16 protein-coding genes are annotated in these 15,131 nt (G+C 67.3%); 7 read left to right on the forward strand and 9 right to left on the reverse strand.

Going from position 1 to position 15,131, the window contains the following annotated elements:
* On the reverse strand, window positions 1-1,023 hold a 1,023-nt coding region (locus TL10_RS14500), incomplete at its 3' end, for a winged helix-turn-helix domain-containing protein (protein ID WP_043986203.1).
* A gap of 140 nt (window positions 1,024-1,163) precedes the next feature.
* On the opposite strand from TL10_RS14500, the gene TL10_RS14505 reads away from it, so the two are divergent.
* Both TL10_RS14505 and TL10_RS14510 read left to right on the forward strand, forming a co-directional pair.
* Window positions 1,164-3,197, forward strand: coding sequence for a toprim domain-containing protein (locus TL10_RS14505; protein WP_043986147.1), 2,034 nt, complete (start codon window positions 1,164-1,166; stop codon window positions 3,195-3,197).
* Window positions 3,198-3,209: 12 nt separating this feature from the next.
* Complete coding sequence (locus TL10_RS14510; protein WP_043986149.1) at window positions 3,210-5,351, forward strand: DNA gyrase subunit A; 2,142 nt, start codon at window positions 3,210-3,212, stop codon at window positions 5,349-5,351.
* 21 nt (window positions 5,352-5,372) lie between these two features.
* Here the strand turns inward: TL10_RS14510 and TL10_RS14515 are convergent, their stop codons facing one another.
* The 3 genes from TL10_RS14515 to TL10_RS14525 form a co-directional block, all read right to left on the reverse strand.
* Entirely contained in the window at window positions 5,373-6,176 is an 804-nt protein-coding gene (locus tag TL10_RS14515) for a transglutaminase-like domain-containing protein (protein WP_043393779.1), read from the reverse strand.
* Between the two features lie 37 nt (window positions 6,177-6,213).
* Complete coding sequence (locus tag TL10_RS14520) at window positions 6,214-6,678, reverse strand: dihydrofolate reductase (RefSeq protein WP_043986150.1); 465 nt, start codon at window positions 6,676-6,678, stop codon at window positions 6,214-6,216.
* A 69-nt stretch (window positions 6,679-6,747) separates the two neighbouring features.
* Window positions 6,748-7,548 (reverse strand): thymidylate synthase, encoded by an 801-nt coding sequence (locus tag TL10_RS14525; protein WP_043393776.1) that lies wholly within the window; start codon window positions 7,546-7,548, stop codon window positions 6,748-6,750.
* Between the two features lie 43 nt (window positions 7,549-7,591).
* Between TL10_RS14525 and TL10_RS14530 the strand changes: the two genes are divergently transcribed.
* Both TL10_RS14530 and TL10_RS14535 read left to right on the forward strand, forming a co-directional pair.
* On the forward strand, window positions 7,592-8,332 hold the full coding sequence (locus tag TL10_RS14530) for a dienelactone hydrolase family protein (RefSeq protein ID WP_043986151.1): 741 nt from the start codon (window positions 7,592-7,594) through the stop codon (window positions 8,330-8,332).
* 44 nt (window positions 8,333-8,376) lie between these two features.
* Window positions 8,377-9,294 (forward strand): HpcH/HpaI aldolase/citrate lyase family protein, encoded by a 918-nt coding sequence (locus tag TL10_RS14535; RefSeq protein WP_043393772.1) that lies wholly within the window; start codon window positions 8,377-8,379, stop codon window positions 9,292-9,294.
* On the opposite strand, the gene TL10_RS14540 is transcribed toward TL10_RS14535, so the two are convergent.
* A complete protein-coding gene (locus TL10_RS14540) occupies window positions 9,288-9,767 on the reverse strand; it encodes a hypothetical protein (RefSeq protein ID WP_043394006.1) in 480 nt (159 codons plus the stop codon). The genes TL10_RS14535 and TL10_RS14540 overlap by 7 nt on opposite strands.
* Before the next feature lie 157 nt (window positions 9,768-9,924).
* On the opposite strand from TL10_RS14540, the gene TL10_RS14545 reads away from it, so the two are divergent.
* The gene (locus tag TL10_RS14545; RefSeq protein WP_043986152.1) at window positions 9,925-10,746 is read left to right on the forward strand and encodes a hypothetical protein; all 822 of its coding nucleotides are present in this window, start codon (window positions 9,925-9,927) and stop codon (window positions 10,744-10,746) included.
* 54 nt (window positions 10,747-10,800) lie between these two features.
* On the opposite strand, the gene TL10_RS14550 is transcribed toward TL10_RS14545, so the two are convergent.
* The 3 genes from TL10_RS14550 to dapB are packed head-to-tail and all read right to left on the reverse strand — an operon-like array spanning window position 10,801 to window position 12,462.
* Entirely contained in the window at window positions 10,801-11,250 is a 450-nt protein-coding gene (locus tag TL10_RS14550) for a flavodoxin family protein (RefSeq protein ID WP_043986153.1), read from the reverse strand.
* On the reverse strand, window positions 11,247-11,717 hold the full coding sequence (locus TL10_RS14555; protein WP_043393768.1) for a tetratricopeptide repeat protein: 471 nt from the start codon (window positions 11,715-11,717) through the stop codon (window positions 11,247-11,249). Before TL10_RS14555 ends, TL10_RS14550 begins: the two co-directional genes overlap by 4 nt.
* A 10-nt stretch (window positions 11,718-11,727) precedes the next feature.
* Window positions 11,728-12,462: a 4-hydroxy-tetrahydrodipicolinate reductase gene (gene dapB, locus TL10_RS14560; RefSeq protein WP_043986154.1), complete on the reverse strand. Its 735-nt coding sequence runs from the start codon at window positions 12,460-12,462 to the stop codon at window positions 11,728-11,730.
* 36 nt (window positions 12,463-12,498) lie between these two features.
* Between dapB and TL10_RS14565 the strand changes: the two genes are divergently transcribed.
* Entirely contained in the window at window positions 12,499-13,401 is a 903-nt protein-coding gene (locus TL10_RS14565; protein ID WP_043986155.1) for an NAD-dependent epimerase/dehydratase family protein, read from the forward strand.
* Here TL10_RS14565 and aldR read toward each other — a convergent pair whose 3' ends face one another.
* On the reverse strand, window positions 13,402-13,926 hold the full coding sequence (gene aldR / locus TL10_RS14570; protein ID WP_043393762.1) for an HTH-type transcriptional regulator AldR: 525 nt from the start codon (window positions 13,924-13,926) through the stop codon (window positions 13,402-13,404).
* An 89-nt stretch (window positions 13,927-14,015) separates the two neighbouring features.
* Between aldR and ald the strand changes: the two genes are divergently transcribed.
* Window positions 14,016-15,122: an alanine dehydrogenase gene (gene ald, locus TL10_RS14575; protein ID WP_043393761.1), complete on the forward strand. Its 1,107-nt coding sequence runs from the start codon at window positions 14,016-14,018 to the stop codon at window positions 15,120-15,122.
* Window positions 15,123-15,131: the final 9 nt, after the last annotated feature.

The raw sequence follows: 15,131 nt of genomic DNA on the forward strand, positions 1-15,131 counted from the left end.
GCGCTTGAGGTCGACCCGCCCCACCAGCCGGCCGTCGAGCAGGAAAGGCCAGACGTAGTAACCGAATTGGCGTTTGGCTGCCGGGGTGTAGATCTCGATCCGGTAATGGAAGCCGAACAGCCGCTCGACGCGGGGCCGGAAGAAGATCAGCGGATCGAACGGGCACAGTAGCGCCGTCCCCCGGTCGCGCCGCGGCACCGTCTGCCCGGCGCGCAGGTACGCCGGGGTGCCGTCGACCGTCACGGCCTCCAACTCGCCTTCGGCGACCAGCGCCGCCAGCGCCGGTTTCACCTGGCGCGCACCCAGCCGGAAATAGTCGCGGATATCTGCCTCGGTGCCCACGCCCAGCGCCCCGGCCGCCTTGAGCACCAACTGCCGGACCGCCTCGTCGTCGGAGATCTCGCGGGCCAGCACCTCTGCCGGCAGCACCCGTTCGACCAGGTCATAGTGCCGGGCGAAGCCGACCCGGGTGGCGGTGGTGAGCACACCCGACGACCACAGGGCCTCGGCCACCCACTTGGTGTCACTGCGGCCCCACCACGGCCCTTTGGCACCGCGCGGCTCGGCCTCGAGGTGGGCCTCGATCTGGCCCGCGGTCGACGGCCCTAGTTCGGCGATGGCGGCGACGATCTTCTCGGCCAAGTCGCCGTTGCGCTTGACGATCTCTGTGCCCCACCGACCGTGGGTGTACTCGCGCATACGCCAGCGCAGCAGCGGCCAGTCGTCGACGGGCAGCAACGCCGCCTCGTGCGCCCAATATTCGATGAACTGCCGCGGCGACCGCGCATTGTGGCTCCAGGCCAGCGCGTCGAGCGCGTCCCGGTCGTATGCCCCCAGCCTGCTGAACACCGGCGCATAGTGCGCCCGTACGCAGACCGACACCGAATCCAATTGCAGCACTTGTATTCTGGACATCAAACGTTTCAGGTGCGCACGGGTTACCGGACCGGACGGCTTGGGCTCGTAAAGGCCCTGGGCGGCGACGGCAATGCGACGGGCCTGGACCGTGGTGAGTTCTGCCACTGTCACATCGTGGCGCAGACCACCGACAAATTCGCGCATGGATCTGCAAGGTTGTCGGCTCCACCGCCTACCATTCCTGCGGCACACCCTGTATTGGGGCATGGGCGCTTCATGCCCGGCCCTGACGGAAAGGACCAGCAGTGAGCTACAACGCTGCGGACATCACCGAACTCGACGATGTTCAGCACACCCGCCTGCGACCGGCGGTCAACCTGGGCCTGGACGTGCTCAACACCGCCCTGCGCGAGCTGGTGGACAACGCGGTGGAAGAGGTCGCCGACCCCAGCCACGGCGGGTCGACCGTCACCATCACGCTGCACGCCGACGGATCGGTCAGCGTCGCCGACGACGGCCGCGGCCTGCCCATCGACTCCGACCCGGTAACCGGCAAGAACGGCATCGTCAAGACCCTCGGGACGGCTCGCGCCGGTGGCAAGTTCTCCGCTCACACCGACGCCACCAGCACCGGAGCCGGCCTCAACGGCATCGGCGCCGCCGCCGCGGTGTTCATCTCCGCCCGCACCGATGTGACGGTGCGCCGCGCCGGCAAGACCTACCTGCAGAGCTTCGGCCACGGCTACCCCGGCACGTTCGAGGGGAAGGATTTCGACCCGAACGCCGAGTTCATCCGTGCTGACAACCAGAAACTGCGCGGCACGGGCAACCGCAAACCCGACGCCCACGGCACCACCGTGCGCATCCTGTTCGACCCGGCCGTCGTACCGGACGCCGGCGTGGACATCGCCGAGGTCCTGCTGCGCGCCCACGCCGCGGCCCGGATGTGCCCCGGTGTGCACCTGAAGGTCGTCGACGAGGGCTGGCCCGGCGAGGAAGTCCCACCCGCACTGCTGCAGCCGTTCGACGGCCCCTGGGGCACCGAGGCGCTGCTCGACCTCATGTGCACCTCCGCGGGCACTCCCCTGCCCGCGGTCCGCGCCGTCGTGGAGGGCCGCGGTGAGTACACCACCGGGCGCGGCCCCACGCCGTTCCGCTGGTCGCTGACCGCCGGACCGGCCGAACCGGCCACCGTGGCCGCGTTCTGCAACACCGTGCGCACCCCCGGCGGCGGGTCGCACCTGACCGCCGCGATCAAGGGCCTGTCCGAAGCCCTGGCCGATCGCGCGTCCCGGATCCGGGACCTGGGTCTGGCCAAGGGTGAGGACGGCCCAGAGCCTCAGGACTTCGCCGCGGTCACCGCGTTGGCCGTCGACACCCGCGCGCCGGACGTGGGCTGGGACTCGCAGGCCAAGACGGCGGTCTCGTCGCGCTCGCTGAACGTCGCGATGGCCCCAGATGTGGCGCGCAGCGTCAACGTCTGGGCCGCGAGCCCCGCCAACGCCGACACGGTGTCGCTGTGGACCCGCCTCGCGCTGGAGTCGGCCCGGGCGCGGCGCAGCGCCGAGGGCGCCAAGGCGCGCTCCCGCGCGGCGTCGAAAGCCAAGGGGCTCGGCACGAACCTGTCGCTGCCGCCGAAGCTGCTGCCGAGCCGGGAGACCGGCCGCGGGTCGGGCGCCGAACTGTTCCTGTGTGAGGGCGATTCCGCGCTTGGCACCATCAAGGCGGCGCGCGACGCCACCTTCCAGGCGGCCTTCCCGCTGAAAGGCAAGCCGCCCAACGTCTACGGGTTCACGGTCAACAAGGCCCGGGTCAAGGATGAGTTCGATTCCATCGAACGCATCCTGGGCTGCGGCGTGCGCGACAATTGCGACCCCGAGCAGTGCCGCTACGACCGGATCCTGTTCGCGTCCGACGCCGACCCCGACGGCGGCAACATCAACTCGAGCCTGATCTCGATGTTCCTGGACTTCTACCGCCCGCTCGTCGCGGCCGGCATGGTCTACGTGACGCTGCCGCCGCTGTTCGTCGTCAAGGACGGACAGGAACGCATCTATTGCCAGGACGAATCCGAGCGCGACACCGCCGTCGCCGAGTTGAAGGCCAGGTCCAAGCGCCGCGTGGAAGTGCAGCGCAACAAGGGTCTCGGTGAGATGGATGCCGACGACTTCTGGAACACCGTGCTCGATCCGCAGCGGCGCACCGTGATTCGGGTGCACCTCGACGACAGTGAGAAGAAGTTGCACCACACCCTGTTCGGCGGGCCGCCCGAGGGCCGGCGCAGCTGGATGGCCGAAGTGGCCGCCGTCGTCGACACCCTTGCGCTGGACCTGGACTAGAAGGACTCGACCGTGACCTCCCCCCTCGACCTTCCCGAGCAGAATCCGGACCTGGTCCTCGACCAGAGCGCCGATGATTACTGGAACCACTACCAGCTGACGTTCGCGCTCTACAGCGTCAGCGACCGCGCCATCCCGTCGGCGTTCGACGGCCTCAAGCCCGGCCAGCGCCGGCTGCTGTACCAGATGCACGACTCGAAACTGCTGCCCGGCAACAAGCCGCAGAAGTCCTCGAAGGTCTGCTCGGCCGTCACCGGCAACCTGCACCCGCATGGCGGCGCGTCGATGTACGGCGCCGCGGCGCTGATGGCCGCCGAGTTCCAGCGCGTGAAAGTCATTGACGGACAAGGCGCTTTCCCGCGCATCCAGGGCGACATCCCCGCCGCCGACCGGTACACCGAGATGCGACTGTCGGCGCCCGGTGCGGCGCTGACCGCCGAACTCGACGACCACGCGGTCCCGATGGTGCCCACCTTCGACGGGGAGTGGATCGAGCCCACGATGCTGCCGGCCCAGTGGCCGGTGCTGCTCTGCAACGGCGCCGTCGGTATCGCCGAAGGCTGGGCCACCAAGGTGCCGGCGCACAATCCGCGCGAGATCATGGCGGCCTGTCGGGCGCTGCTGAAGACCCCGAACATGACCGACGACCGGCTCGCCAAGCTGATCCCGGGCCCTGACTGGGGCTGCGGGTCGACGGTGGTCGGGAGCGCCGGCCTGCGCGAGTACCTCACCACCGGCCGGGGTGCGCTCACGGTGCGCGGCACCTTGTCGGTCGACGGCAAGAACGTCGTCATCACCGAGCTGCCGCCCGGTGTCGCGAGCAACACTGTGCAGGACCGGATTCGGGCGCTGGTCGAGTCCGGCGAGCTGGCCGGTGTCGCCGACATGTCCGACCTGACCGACCGTCGCAACGGGTTGCGCATCGTCGTCACCGCCAAGCGTGGCCACGCCGCCGAAACCATCCGCGACCAGCTGCTCGCGTTGACTCCGTTGGAGTCGACGTTCGCCGCCAGCCTGGTCGCGCTCGACGAGGATCGGGTGCCGCGCTGGTGGACGGTGCGCGAGCTGATCGGCGCATTCCTGCACCTGCGCGACTCCGTGGTGCTGCACCGCAGCCAGTATCGGCTCGAGAAGGTCACCGCCCGTAGGCATCTGGTGTCCGGGTTGATGAAGATCCACCTGGACATCGACGCCGCTGTCGCGGTCATCCGCGGCTCGGACACTGTGGACGACGCCCGGCGGGGACTGCAGGAACGGTTCAGCATCGATGAGGAGCAGGCCAATTACGTACTGGCCTTGCAGCTTCGACGGCTGACGAAGCTCGACGTCATCGAGCTGCAGGCCGAAGCGGACAAGTTGGACGCGGAATTCGCCGAGCTGACCGAGCTGGTGTCGAACCCGGACGCCCGGCGCGTGGTGATCGACAACGAGTTGAAGGAGACGGCGAAGCTGTTCGCCGGACCCGAATTCGACCGCCGGACCGTCCTCGATCTCGAGGGTGTCCCGACGGCATCGGGCTCCGACGAGGATGGCGCCCGCGAACGAAAGGTCAACGCCAACTGGCGTCTTGACGATCGCGGCGTGTTCTCCGACACCCACGGCGACCTGCTCACCGCGGGCCTGGGGTGGGCGGTGTGGACCGACGGGCGCGTCAAGTTCACCAACGGCAACGGCCTGCCGTTCAAGACCCGCGACATCCCGGTGGCTCCGGACATCACCGGGCTGCTGCGCTCGGGTGTGCTGACGCCCGGCTACCACCTGGCGCTGGTGACGCGCCGCGGCAAGGTTCTGCGTATCGATCCGGCCTCGGTGAATCCGCAAGGCGCGGCAGGCAATGGCGTCGCCGGCGTGAAACTGGCGGGCGAGGGCGACGAGGTCATCGCCGCGCTGCCGATCACCTGCGGGAACGGCGAGGCAATCCTGTCGACGTCCGAAAAGGGTTGGAAGGTAACCGAAGTCGCCGACATCCCGGTCAAGGGCCGCGGTGGCGCCGGCGTCGGGTTCCACCCGTTCACCGCCGGCGAGAGCATTCTCGTTACGGCGGCGGTCTCCCCCACCGGGTTTGTGCGCAACGGGAGAGCCGTGCGCGCCGAGAAACGTGCGAAGGCGTCGGTGAAGGGATCGGGTTCGGACGTGTCGCCCGCGGGAGAGTAACCCGCGGGCTTGGCCGACCGGTCAGCTGATCGATACCAGGTCGTGGACCGAGTCGATGGGCAGATCGGTATCCGTGACGGCGGTGACCGCGACGCGGTTCAGATTGATGGCACCGTTGTGGTTGTCCAAGAAAGCGATATCAGCGGCGTCGCGTCCGGTCGCGACGCGCACCATGGACTGCCGTGGCGCCAGTCCGGTCGCATCGACGACCCGCCACTGGCCGTCGACGAGCGCTTCGGCCACAGAGTGGAAGTCCATGGGAACACACCCGGGCGCATACACCGCCACCAGGCGAGCCGGGACTTTCGCGGCACGCAGCAGCGCTACGACCAAATGGGCGTAGTCCCGACAAACTCCGCGTCCGGCCAGCAGGGTGTCGACGGCGCCGTCGATGGGATCACTGGAGCCGGGGACGTATTGCAGCCGGTACCCAACCCAGTAGCAGATTTTCTCCAACAGGGTTGCGGCGTCCGAATACTGGCCGAATTCTGCTGCGGCGAAGCCGTAGAGTCTGTCCGCTTCGGCGTACCGACTGGGCCGCAGATACATCGTCCTGTCGTAGTCCGAGACCGGAGCCGGGTCGCAGTGCCCGTCGATCGTCGCCGAGTAGTGGACGCTCAAGTTGCCGGGGGCCGCATCGAAGGTATGAATGCGGGTTCCGTGCGCCCCGCATATCTCGCGGGGCTGTATTGCGTTGCCGTTCAACACAAATGACATCGACTCCGCGACCGTCGCGCCGGGGTGTGGAGCGACCGCGATCTGAAACTCCAGCGTGGTCGGTTCGGTCACCTCGACGTCGAGCTCAGCACTCACCTGTCGCTTCATGCCACAGATGATGCCAGTACGCGCGACGACCGGCAGACTACGGCCGGCGCAGGTAGCTGCAGAACCGGTACCGCAAGCCGGTCTTACTGGTCAGCCACGCCCCGCGCGTGACGGTCCAGCTGTCGTCCAGGGTCGGCGCGAACGCGTCGCCGTCTGGCACGTCGACGTCGATCTCGGTGACCTCGCACAGCGTCGCAGATTCGAGAGCCAACGCGTACAACTGCGCCCCACCGATGACCCAGCCGTCGACCTCCGCCGGCAGCGACGTCACGACCTCGGCACCGTCGGCGACGTATCCGCCGTCCCGACTGACGACGATGTTGCGGCGCCCGGGCAGCGGCCGGAACCTGGCCGGCAGCGACTCCCAGGTGAGCCGGCCCATCACGACCGTCTGCCCGAGCGTCAGCTCCTTGAACCGGGCCATGTCCTCGGGCAGCTGCCAGGGGATGTCATTGCCGCAGCCGATCACACGGGAGTTCGCCTGGGCCCAGATCAGCTTCATGACATCGGCCGAACGTGAAGTTGTTCGCGAGATTCGGCTGAAAACTCACCATCTACTTTACGTTCGAGGTCAGACCGCAACGGGAGCCTTGATCGCCGGGTGCGGGTCGTAGTTGACGATCGCGATGTCCTCGTACTCGTAGTCGAAGATCGAATCCCGACGCGCCAGAACCAGTTCCGGATACGGCCGAGCCTCGCGGGACAGCTGCAGCTGCACCTGCTCGACGTGGTTGTCGTAGATGTGGCAGTCGCCGCCGGTCCAGACGAACTCGCCGACCTCGAGGCCCGCCTGGGCGGCCATCATGTGCGTCAGCAGCGCGTAGGAGGCGATGTTGAACGGCACGCCGAGGAACAGGTCGGCGCTGCGCTGGTACAGCTGGCAGCTCAGCTTGCCGTCGGCGACGTAGAACTGGAACAGCGCGTGGCACGGCGGCAGGGCCATCTGGGCAATCTCGCCGACGTTCCAGGCCGAGACGATGTTCCGTCGGCTGTCCGGGTTGGTCTTGAGCATCTCGAGCGCCGCGCTGATCTGGTCGACGTGCTCGCCGGACGGCGTCGGCCAGGACCGCCACTGGACGCCGTACACGGGCCCGAGTTCGCCTGTCTCCGAAGCCCATTCGTCCCAGATGGTGACGCCACGCTCCTGCAGCCACCGCACATTCGAGTCGCCGCGCAGGAACCACAGCAGCTCATAGATCACCGATTTGGTGTGCACCTTCTTGGTGGTCAGCAGCGGGAAACCGGCCGCCAGGTCGTAGCGCAGCTGGTGGCCGAACAGGCTGCGGGTGCCGGTCCCGGTGCGATCGGATTTCGGCGTGCCCTGCTCGAGCACCAGGCGCAGCAGGTCTTCATACGGAGTCGGCACAGCCACGCTGCCAGCTTACGTGCGGCACCCCCGGAGTAGAACGGATGCCATGCCGATCACCAAGGACTCCATCACCACCGCCGACGGCAGCTGCGCCGTCACCGTCGCAACCCCCGAGGGCACCGGTCCGTGGCCCGCGGTGGTCATGTACCCCGACGCGGGCGGCCCGCGGCAGACCTTCGACGACATGGCCGCGCGCCTGGCCGCATTGGGCTACGTGGTGCTGGTGCCGGACATCTACTACCGCGACGCCGGGTGGGCGCCGTTCGACATGGCCACCGCGTTCTCCGACGAGACCGAACGGGCGCGGCTGTTCGGGATGATGCGCAAGGTCACGCAGGACATCATGGCCGCCGATGCGGCGGCATTCTTCGACTATCTGGCCGCCCGGCCCGAGGTCAGGGGCGACAAGTTCGGTACCACCGGCTACTGCATGGGCGGCCGCACCTCGGTCGTCATCGCCGGCAAGCTGCCCGACCGGGTCGCCGCGGCGATGTCGTTCCACGGCGGCGGACTCGTCACCGACACCGACGACAGCCCGCACCTGAACGCCGGCCGGATCAGCGCGGTGGTTTATGTGGGCGCCGCCGAGAACGACGGGTCCTTCACCGCCGAGCAGGGCGAGATTCTGGACCGCGCGCTGACCGACGCGGGCGTCGAGCACACCGTCGAGTTCTACCCCGCCGCGCACGGTTTCGCGGTGCCCGACAACGCCGGCGCCTACGACGAGGCCGCGGCGCAGCGGCACTGGGAGGCGATGGAGCGGGTCTTCGGCGCGGCGCTGAAGTAACCCCCGGAGCTGGCCCAGCTCCCGCCGTGCGGGACGATTGACGTGTGTATGACCAGCCCAGCACCTACGAACCCGACGCCAACGAGCACGGATCCCGACTGGACCCCGTACTCGCGCGCAGCTGGCTGCTGGTCAACGGAGCGCAGTTCGACCGCTTCTCGCCGGCCACCCGGTCGCCCGCGGACATCGTCATCGTCGACATCGAGGACGCGGTAGCGCCCAAGGACAAGGACTCGGCGCGCGACAACGCGGCACGCTGGCTCGGCGAGGGCAACACCGACTGGGTCCGCGTCAACGGGTTCGGTACCCCGTGGTGGGCCGACGACCTCGAGATGCTCTCGAAGACGTCGGTGGGCGGCATCATGCTGGCGATGGTCGAGTCCGTCGACCACGTCACCGAGACGGCGAAGCGGCTGCCCAACGTGCCGATCGTCGCGCTTGTCGAGACCGCCCGCGGCCTCGAGCGCATCACCGAGATCGCGTCGGCCAAGGGCACGTTCCGGCTGGCGTTCGGTATCGGTGATTTCCGCCGCGACACCGGCTTCGGCGACAACCCGGCGACGCTGGCCTACGCCCGGTCGCGGTTCACGATCGCGGCCAAGGCGGCACACCTGCCCGGCGCCATTGACGGCCCGACCATCGGGTCCAGCAGCCGCAAGCTCAGTGAGGCCACCGCGGTGTCCATCGAGTTCGGCATGACCGGCAAGATCTGCCTGACCCCCGAGCAGTGCGGAACGGTCAACGAGGGCCTGTCTCCGTCACTGGACGAAATCGCTTGGGCGCAGGAGTTTTTCGCGGAGTTCGAGCGCGACGGCGGCGAAATCCGCAACGGCTCGGACCTGCCGCGTATCGCGCGCGCCAACAAGATCCTCGATCTGGCGAAGGCGTACGGCATTCACCCGTCGATGTTCGGCGACGACCCCGACCACGTGTCGGCGCCGTCGGACACCTACCACTACTGAGCGGCGTCCCCGGCCTTCTTGTTGCGACGCAACACCGACGCGAAAGCCCGGATGATGCCGCGCGCCGCGTACCAACCCGCCAGCGCGGTGAAGACGATCAGCGCGATGAACATCGGCAGCCAACCGGTGCGGGAGTGCTTGACGTTCCACCAGATGATGGTGAACAGCACCGCCAGGATGAAGACCAGGATGTCGCGCAGCCGGCCTTCACGGTTGAACGCGTAGCCGATCGCCGTCGACTTGAGCTGGCGGCTGCGGTCGACAGCGGTGATCAGCTCGTCGATCCGCATGTCGATGGTTCGTTGCAACTCGGCGCGGCGCTCGGTCTGCTCGGCCGGGATGCGGTCCAGCAGGTCCATGTCGGCCTTGATCGCGGCCCGCACGTCCGGTGGCTTCAGGTTGCCCGCGACGGCTCCGAGCAGCGCGCCTCCGGCCAGCGGCGCGGCTCCCAATGCCAGGTCCGCTATTCCCATCGTCGGCTCCTCGTCTGTCCACTCAATCCAAAACACTACGGACCAACAGGCTCAATCCGTGAGCCTGACTGAATCCTGCCGATGTGTTTGTAGCAGTGCCGACGGTGACGGAGATCGCTAGGGTGACGCTATTGCGCAGTGACCGAGGGGGATACCAATGCGGATTGCCGTTGGCTTCTTCGGCATACCCAGAAGTTCCGGCATTTGCTATCCGTCTATCCAGAAGTACGTTGTGGGGGCGTTGCCCACCGAAGCAGAAGTGACATGCTTCTACCATTTCTACCAACAGGATGCGGTGGTCAATCCGCGATCGGGCGAGTCCCACGCACTGAACGTGTCCAACTATTCGCCATTCGTCGACAACATGACAGGAATTCTGGAGCAACCTGGCGAATGCTTGGACAGGTGGGGCTTCCACACCCTCAAGAAGTACGGTGATGCCTGGGACGACGGCTTCTCTTCGCTATCCAACCTTGTTCACCAACTCAACTCATTGCACCAGGTCACCGGACTGATCGAGGCATTCGAGCCCGATTTTGTCGTCTTCGCACGACCCGATCTCTACTACCACCGTCCGCTGCCTCAGTACCCGTTCAGCCAGTCGAACGAGTGGCAACGAACGGTATACGTTCCTTCCTGGCAGTGGTGGAACGGCGTCAACGACCGATTTGCGATCTGCGGATCCGATTCGTTCCGTCCCTATGGATTCCGCATCGAAGAGGCAATGAACTTCTGCGAAGCCGGAAACACATTGCATGGCGAACGATTGCTGAAATATGCACTCTCGAATACGCAATCCCGAATTCGAACGATCAGCACCAGAGCAACCCGCGTCAGGGTCGACGGGCGTTATCAACGCGAGCGTTTCTCAATAATGTGTTCGACGGGTGGCCAACTGCCCATCGAGGTCCTCAATCGAGTTTCGCGGATGCGGACCCTGTTCGACCGGCTGACGACGGCGCGGCACGAGAACGCCTAGAAGTGTGCCGCGATCGCTCGACAACGCGTGCCCATCGGTCAAATGCACCAACGGTCACGCCATCAACGTCGCCGCGACCGTCGCTCCCAGGTTCCAGCACGCCTCCAGGTCGGCCTTGCTCGGCTTACCTGAAACCACCACGTAATCAGCCGCTTTCACCCAGCCCAAACCGGTGGTGATCGACGTGACGGCCTTCTCGGCGCCTTCGGTGCCCTCGTTGCCGTGCAGCCAGAGGCCGAACGGCCTGCCGCGCGTCGCATCCAGGCACGGGTAGTAGATCTGGTCGAACGCATGCTTCAAGGCGCCCGACATGTAGCCCAGATTCGCGGGCGAGCCCAGCAGGTAGCCGTCGGCCTCCAGCACGTCGGCAGCCGACAGCGTCAGCGCCGGTCGGCGCACCACGTCGACGCCCTCGATCTCGGGATCGGTCGCTCCGGCGAGCACCGCCTCGAACATCTCCTGACAGTTCGGAGACGGAGTGTGATGCACGACAAGGAGTTTCATCGTGAGGCTTGTTCCAGTCGTACGGCTTTACGGATGGTCTCGCGGGCCCGGGTCCGGTCCCCCGCGTAGTCGTAGGCCCGGGCCAGCCGGTACCAGCCGCGCCAATCATCAGGCGCGGCCTCGACCTCGTCGCGCACGGACTCGAACAGCGCATCGGCGGCGTCGCGCTCGATACGGCCCGACGGGCGCTTGGGCAGGTCACTGATGTCGAGCTCGACGCCTTCGTCGTGCGCCAGCCGCGCCAGCCGTTGGTGTGCGAAACCGGCCCGCAGCGTGGCGACCATGGCCCACAGGCCGATCAGCGGCAGCACGAAGATGCCGATGCCGAGCCCGATCGCCGCGGCCTCGCCGGACTGCATGAGGATGACGCCGGAGCGCCCGAGCATCACGAAGTAGACCACCATCGCCAGGCACAGGAATGCGACTACCAGCTGGATGCGGAATACCTGCGAGCTCGGTTTGGTCATCACCGGCCCGTCACAGCCCCATCAGGGTCTCGATGCCGATGGTCAGCCCCGGGTATTTGGCCACCTCGCGGACACCGAGCAGCACACCGGGCACGAACGACGTGCGGTCGATGCTGTCGTGCCGGATGGTCAGCGTTTCTCCCTGGGTGCCGAACAGCACCTCCTGGTGCGCCACCAGGCCACGCAGCCGCACCGAATGCACAGGGATGCCGTCGACGTCAGCGCCACGTGCGCCCTCCAGGCCGGTGCTGGTGGCATCGGGGTTGGGCGGCAAGCCCTTTCGCGCCTCAGCGATCAGCTGTGCGGTGCGGGTGGCGGTGCCTGATGGGGCGTCGGCCTTGTAGGGGTGGTGCAGCTCGACGACCTCGACCGACTCGAAGAACGGGGCGGCCTGCTTGGCGAAGTGCATGGACAGCACCGCGCCGATGGCGAAGTTCGGGGCGATCAGGACCGCGACGCCGGGCTTGGCGGCAACCCACTCGCGAACCTGGGCGAGGCGCTCCTCGGTGAAGCCCGTGGTGCCGACGACAGCGTGAATGCCGTTGTCGATGAGGAACTTCAGGTTGCCCATCACGACGTCGGGGTGGGTGAAGTCGACGACGACCTCGGTGCGGCTGTCGGTGAACAGGCTCAACTCGTCACCGGCGTCGACGCCGACGGTGAATGTCAGGTCATCGGCGGCTGCCACGCCCTCGACGATGGTTGCACCGACTTTGCCCTTGGCACCCAGAACTCCGACTCGCATGAGGTCAACCCTAGCGGCCGCCCTACTATCGGCCCCATGCGCGGCGCCAAGATCCTCATCACCGGAGTCACCGGCCAAGTGGCCACCCCGATCGCCACAGCCCTGGCGGTCGACAACGAGGTGTGGGGTGTCGCCCGGTTCAACAACCCACGCTCCCGAGAGGCCCTGGAGCAGGCCGGGGTCCGCTGTGCGGCGGTCAACCTCGCAGTCGGTGACTTCAGCGCGCTGCCATCCGATTTTGACTACGTGATCAACCTGGCGGTGGCCAAGACCGGCCGATGGGACAAGGACCTGGCCGCCAACGCGGAGTCCGTGGGCCTGCTGATGGCGCACTGCCGCAAGGCGAAAGCGTTCCTGCACACGTCGTCGGCCGCGGTGTACGACCCGCCCGACGACGAGCCGCGCACCGAATCAGCCGCGCTGGGCGACAACCACAAGCACCTGTTCCCCACCTACTCGATCTCCAAGATCGCGGGCGAGACGGTCGTGCGCACCATGTCCCGCGCCCTCGGCCTGCCCGCGGTGATCGCCCGGTTCAACGTCCCCTACGGCGACAACGGGGGCTGGCCGTACTACCAGATGGAGATGATCCTGGCGGGCATCCCGATCCAGGTACCGCCGGGCGGCCCGGCCCGCTACAACCCGATCCACGAAGACGACATTCTGGCCACATTGCCCAAGCTGCTCGATGCGGCGTCGGTGCCCGCCACCACGGTGAACTGGTGCGGCGATCAGACCGTCAGCCTGCAGGAATGGTGTGGCTACATCGGCGAACTCGTCGGCCGCGAACCGGTGTTCACCGAAGATCCGAATGCGCTGCGCGGCGGCCCGACGGACACCACGCGCATGCACGAACTGATCGGCGGCACCTCGGTGGACTGGCGCGACGGCATCCGCCGGCTGGTGACCAAGTTCCACCCGGAACTGGTCAGCCGCTAGTCACAGCGGCGAGGCACCGCGCAGGTGCTCGAAGATCAGGGACGTCTGCGTGCCCGCCACGTCGGCGTCGGCGTTGAGGTGCTCCACCACGAACGCGCGCAGGTGCGCGGTGTCGCGGGCCGCGACGTGCAGGATGAAGTCGTCGGCGCCGGCCAGGAAGTAGACGTCCATCACCTGCGGCAGCCTGCACATGTGGGCGATGAAGTCGCGAATACGCGCCCGGGCACCTGATTGCAGGCTCACCGAGATCATCGCCTGCAGGCCCAACCCGAGGGCGGCGGGGTCGATGTCGGCGTGGAAACCGCGGATCACCCCGAGCTCCTGCAACCGCCGAACCCGGCCGTGACAGGTCGACGCGGCGATCCCGACCAGCTCGGCAAGTGCGCTGTTGGGCATGCGCGCATCGGCGTGCAGAGCGGTCACGATCTGGCGGTCCACGTCGTCGAGTTCGACGGGCTGAACATCCTTCGGCCGGGAGGCCGCTGGAACCTCGGATTTCGAAGATCGTTCAGAAGTAGGTGCCATGTTGAGAATTATAGTCACAGATATTGCAGGTCAGCCGACGTTTATTCACACTTAGGGCATCACCTGATCCGCCCTGAGGAGAACCCCAGATGCACGTCGGTATCCCGACCGAAATCAAGAACAACGAGTACCGGGTGGCCATCACCCCGGCCGGCGTCGCCGAACTGGTCAAGCACGGCCATGAAGTGCTGATCCAGGCAGGAGCCGGCGAAGGATCGGCGATCGCGGACAACGACTTCAAGGCCGCCGGCGCACAGCTCGTCACCACCGCAGACCAGGTCTGGGCCGAGTCCGATCTGCTCCTCAAGGTCAAGGAGCCCATCGCCGCCGAGTACCACCGCATGCGCAAGGGCCAGACCCTGTTCACCTACCTGCACCTGGCCGCCTCGCGCGAATGCACCGACGCCCTGCTGGCGTCCGGCACCACCTCGATCGCCTACGAAACCGTCCAGACAGCCGACGGCCGCCTGCCCCTGCTCGCCCCGATGAGCGAGGTGGCAGGCAGGCTGTCGGCCCAGGTCGGCGCCTACCACCTGATGCGCAGCCACGGCGGCCGCGGCGTCCTGATGGGCGGCGTACCGGGCGTTGCCCCCGCCAACGTCGTCGTCATCGGCGGCGGCACCGCGGGCTTCCACGCCGCACAGATCGCCAGCGGCATGGGCGCGCACGTCACGGTCTTCGACGTCAACCTGGACACCCTGCGCCGGATCGACGCCGAGTGGGGCGGACGGATCCATACCCGGTACTCCTCGAGCCTGGACCTGGAAGACGCCGTCAAGCAGGCCGACCTGGTCATCGGCGCGGTGCTGATCCCGGGCGCCAAGGCCCCGAAGCTCGTCACCAATTCGACTGTGGCCCATATGAAGTCGGGCTCCGTGCTGGTCGACATCGCGATCGATCAGGGCGGCTGTTTCGAGGACTCGAAGCCCACCACCCACGACGACCCGACCTTCGCCGTGCACGACTCGGTCTTCTACTGCGTGGCCAACATGCCCGGCGCCGTGCCGCGCACGTCGACCTACGCACTGACCAACGCGACCCTGCCGTACGTGCTCAAGCTCGCCGACCAGGGTTGGCAGGCGGCGTGCCGTGGCGACGCCGCGCTGGCCAAGGGCCTGTCGACGCACGACGGTCAGCTGCTGTGCGGCCAGGTCGCCGCGGACCTGGGTCTGCCACTCGGCGACGTCGCGCTCTGACGCCCTGAC

This window comes from Mycolicibacterium llatzerense (assembly GCF_000878195.1).
Taxonomy (GTDB): domain Bacteria; phylum Actinomycetota; class Actinomycetes; order Mycobacteriales; family Mycobacteriaceae; genus Mycobacterium; species Mycobacterium llatzerense.

Coding starts and splice junctions, on each gene's coding strand:
- TL10_RS14565 (WP_043986155.1), top strand. CDS start 12,499: ATGCGCGGCGCCAAGATCCTCATCACCGGAGTCACCGGCCAAGTGGCC.
- aldR (WP_043393762.1), bottom strand. CDS start 13,926: ATGGCACCTACTTCTGAACGATCTTCGAAATCCGAGGTTCCAGCGGCC.
- TL10_RS14555 (WP_043393768.1), bottom strand. CDS start 11,717: ATGACCAAACCGAGCTCGCAGGTATTCCGCATCCAGCTGGTAGTCGCA.
- ald (WP_043393761.1), top strand. CDS start 14,016: ATGCACGTCGGTATCCCGACCGAAATCAAGAACAACGAGTACCGGGTG.
- TL10_RS14515 (WP_043393779.1), bottom strand. CDS start 6,176: ATGAAGCGACAGGTGAGTGCTGAGCTCGACGTCGAGGTGACCGAACCG.
- TL10_RS14540 (WP_043394006.1), bottom strand. CDS start 9,767: ATGGGAATAGCGGACCTGGCATTGGGAGCCGCGCCGCTGGCCGGAGGC.
- TL10_RS14530 (WP_043986151.1), top strand. CDS start 7,592: ATGCCGATCACCAAGGACTCCATCACCACCGCCGACGGCAGCTGCGCC.
- TL10_RS14545 (WP_043986152.1), top strand. CDS start 9,925: ATGCGGATTGCCGTTGGCTTCTTCGGCATACCCAGAAGTTCCGGCATT.
- TL10_RS14520 (WP_043986150.1), bottom strand. CDS start 6,678: ATGAAGCTGATCTGGGCCCAGGCGAACTCCCGTGTGATCGGCTGCGGC.
- TL10_RS14550 (WP_043986153.1), bottom strand. CDS start 11,250: ATGAAACTCCTTGTCGTGCATCACACTCCGTCTCCGAACTGTCAGGAG.
- dapB (WP_043986154.1), bottom strand. CDS start 12,462: ATGCGAGTCGGAGTTCTGGGTGCCAAGGGCAAAGTCGGTGCAACCATC.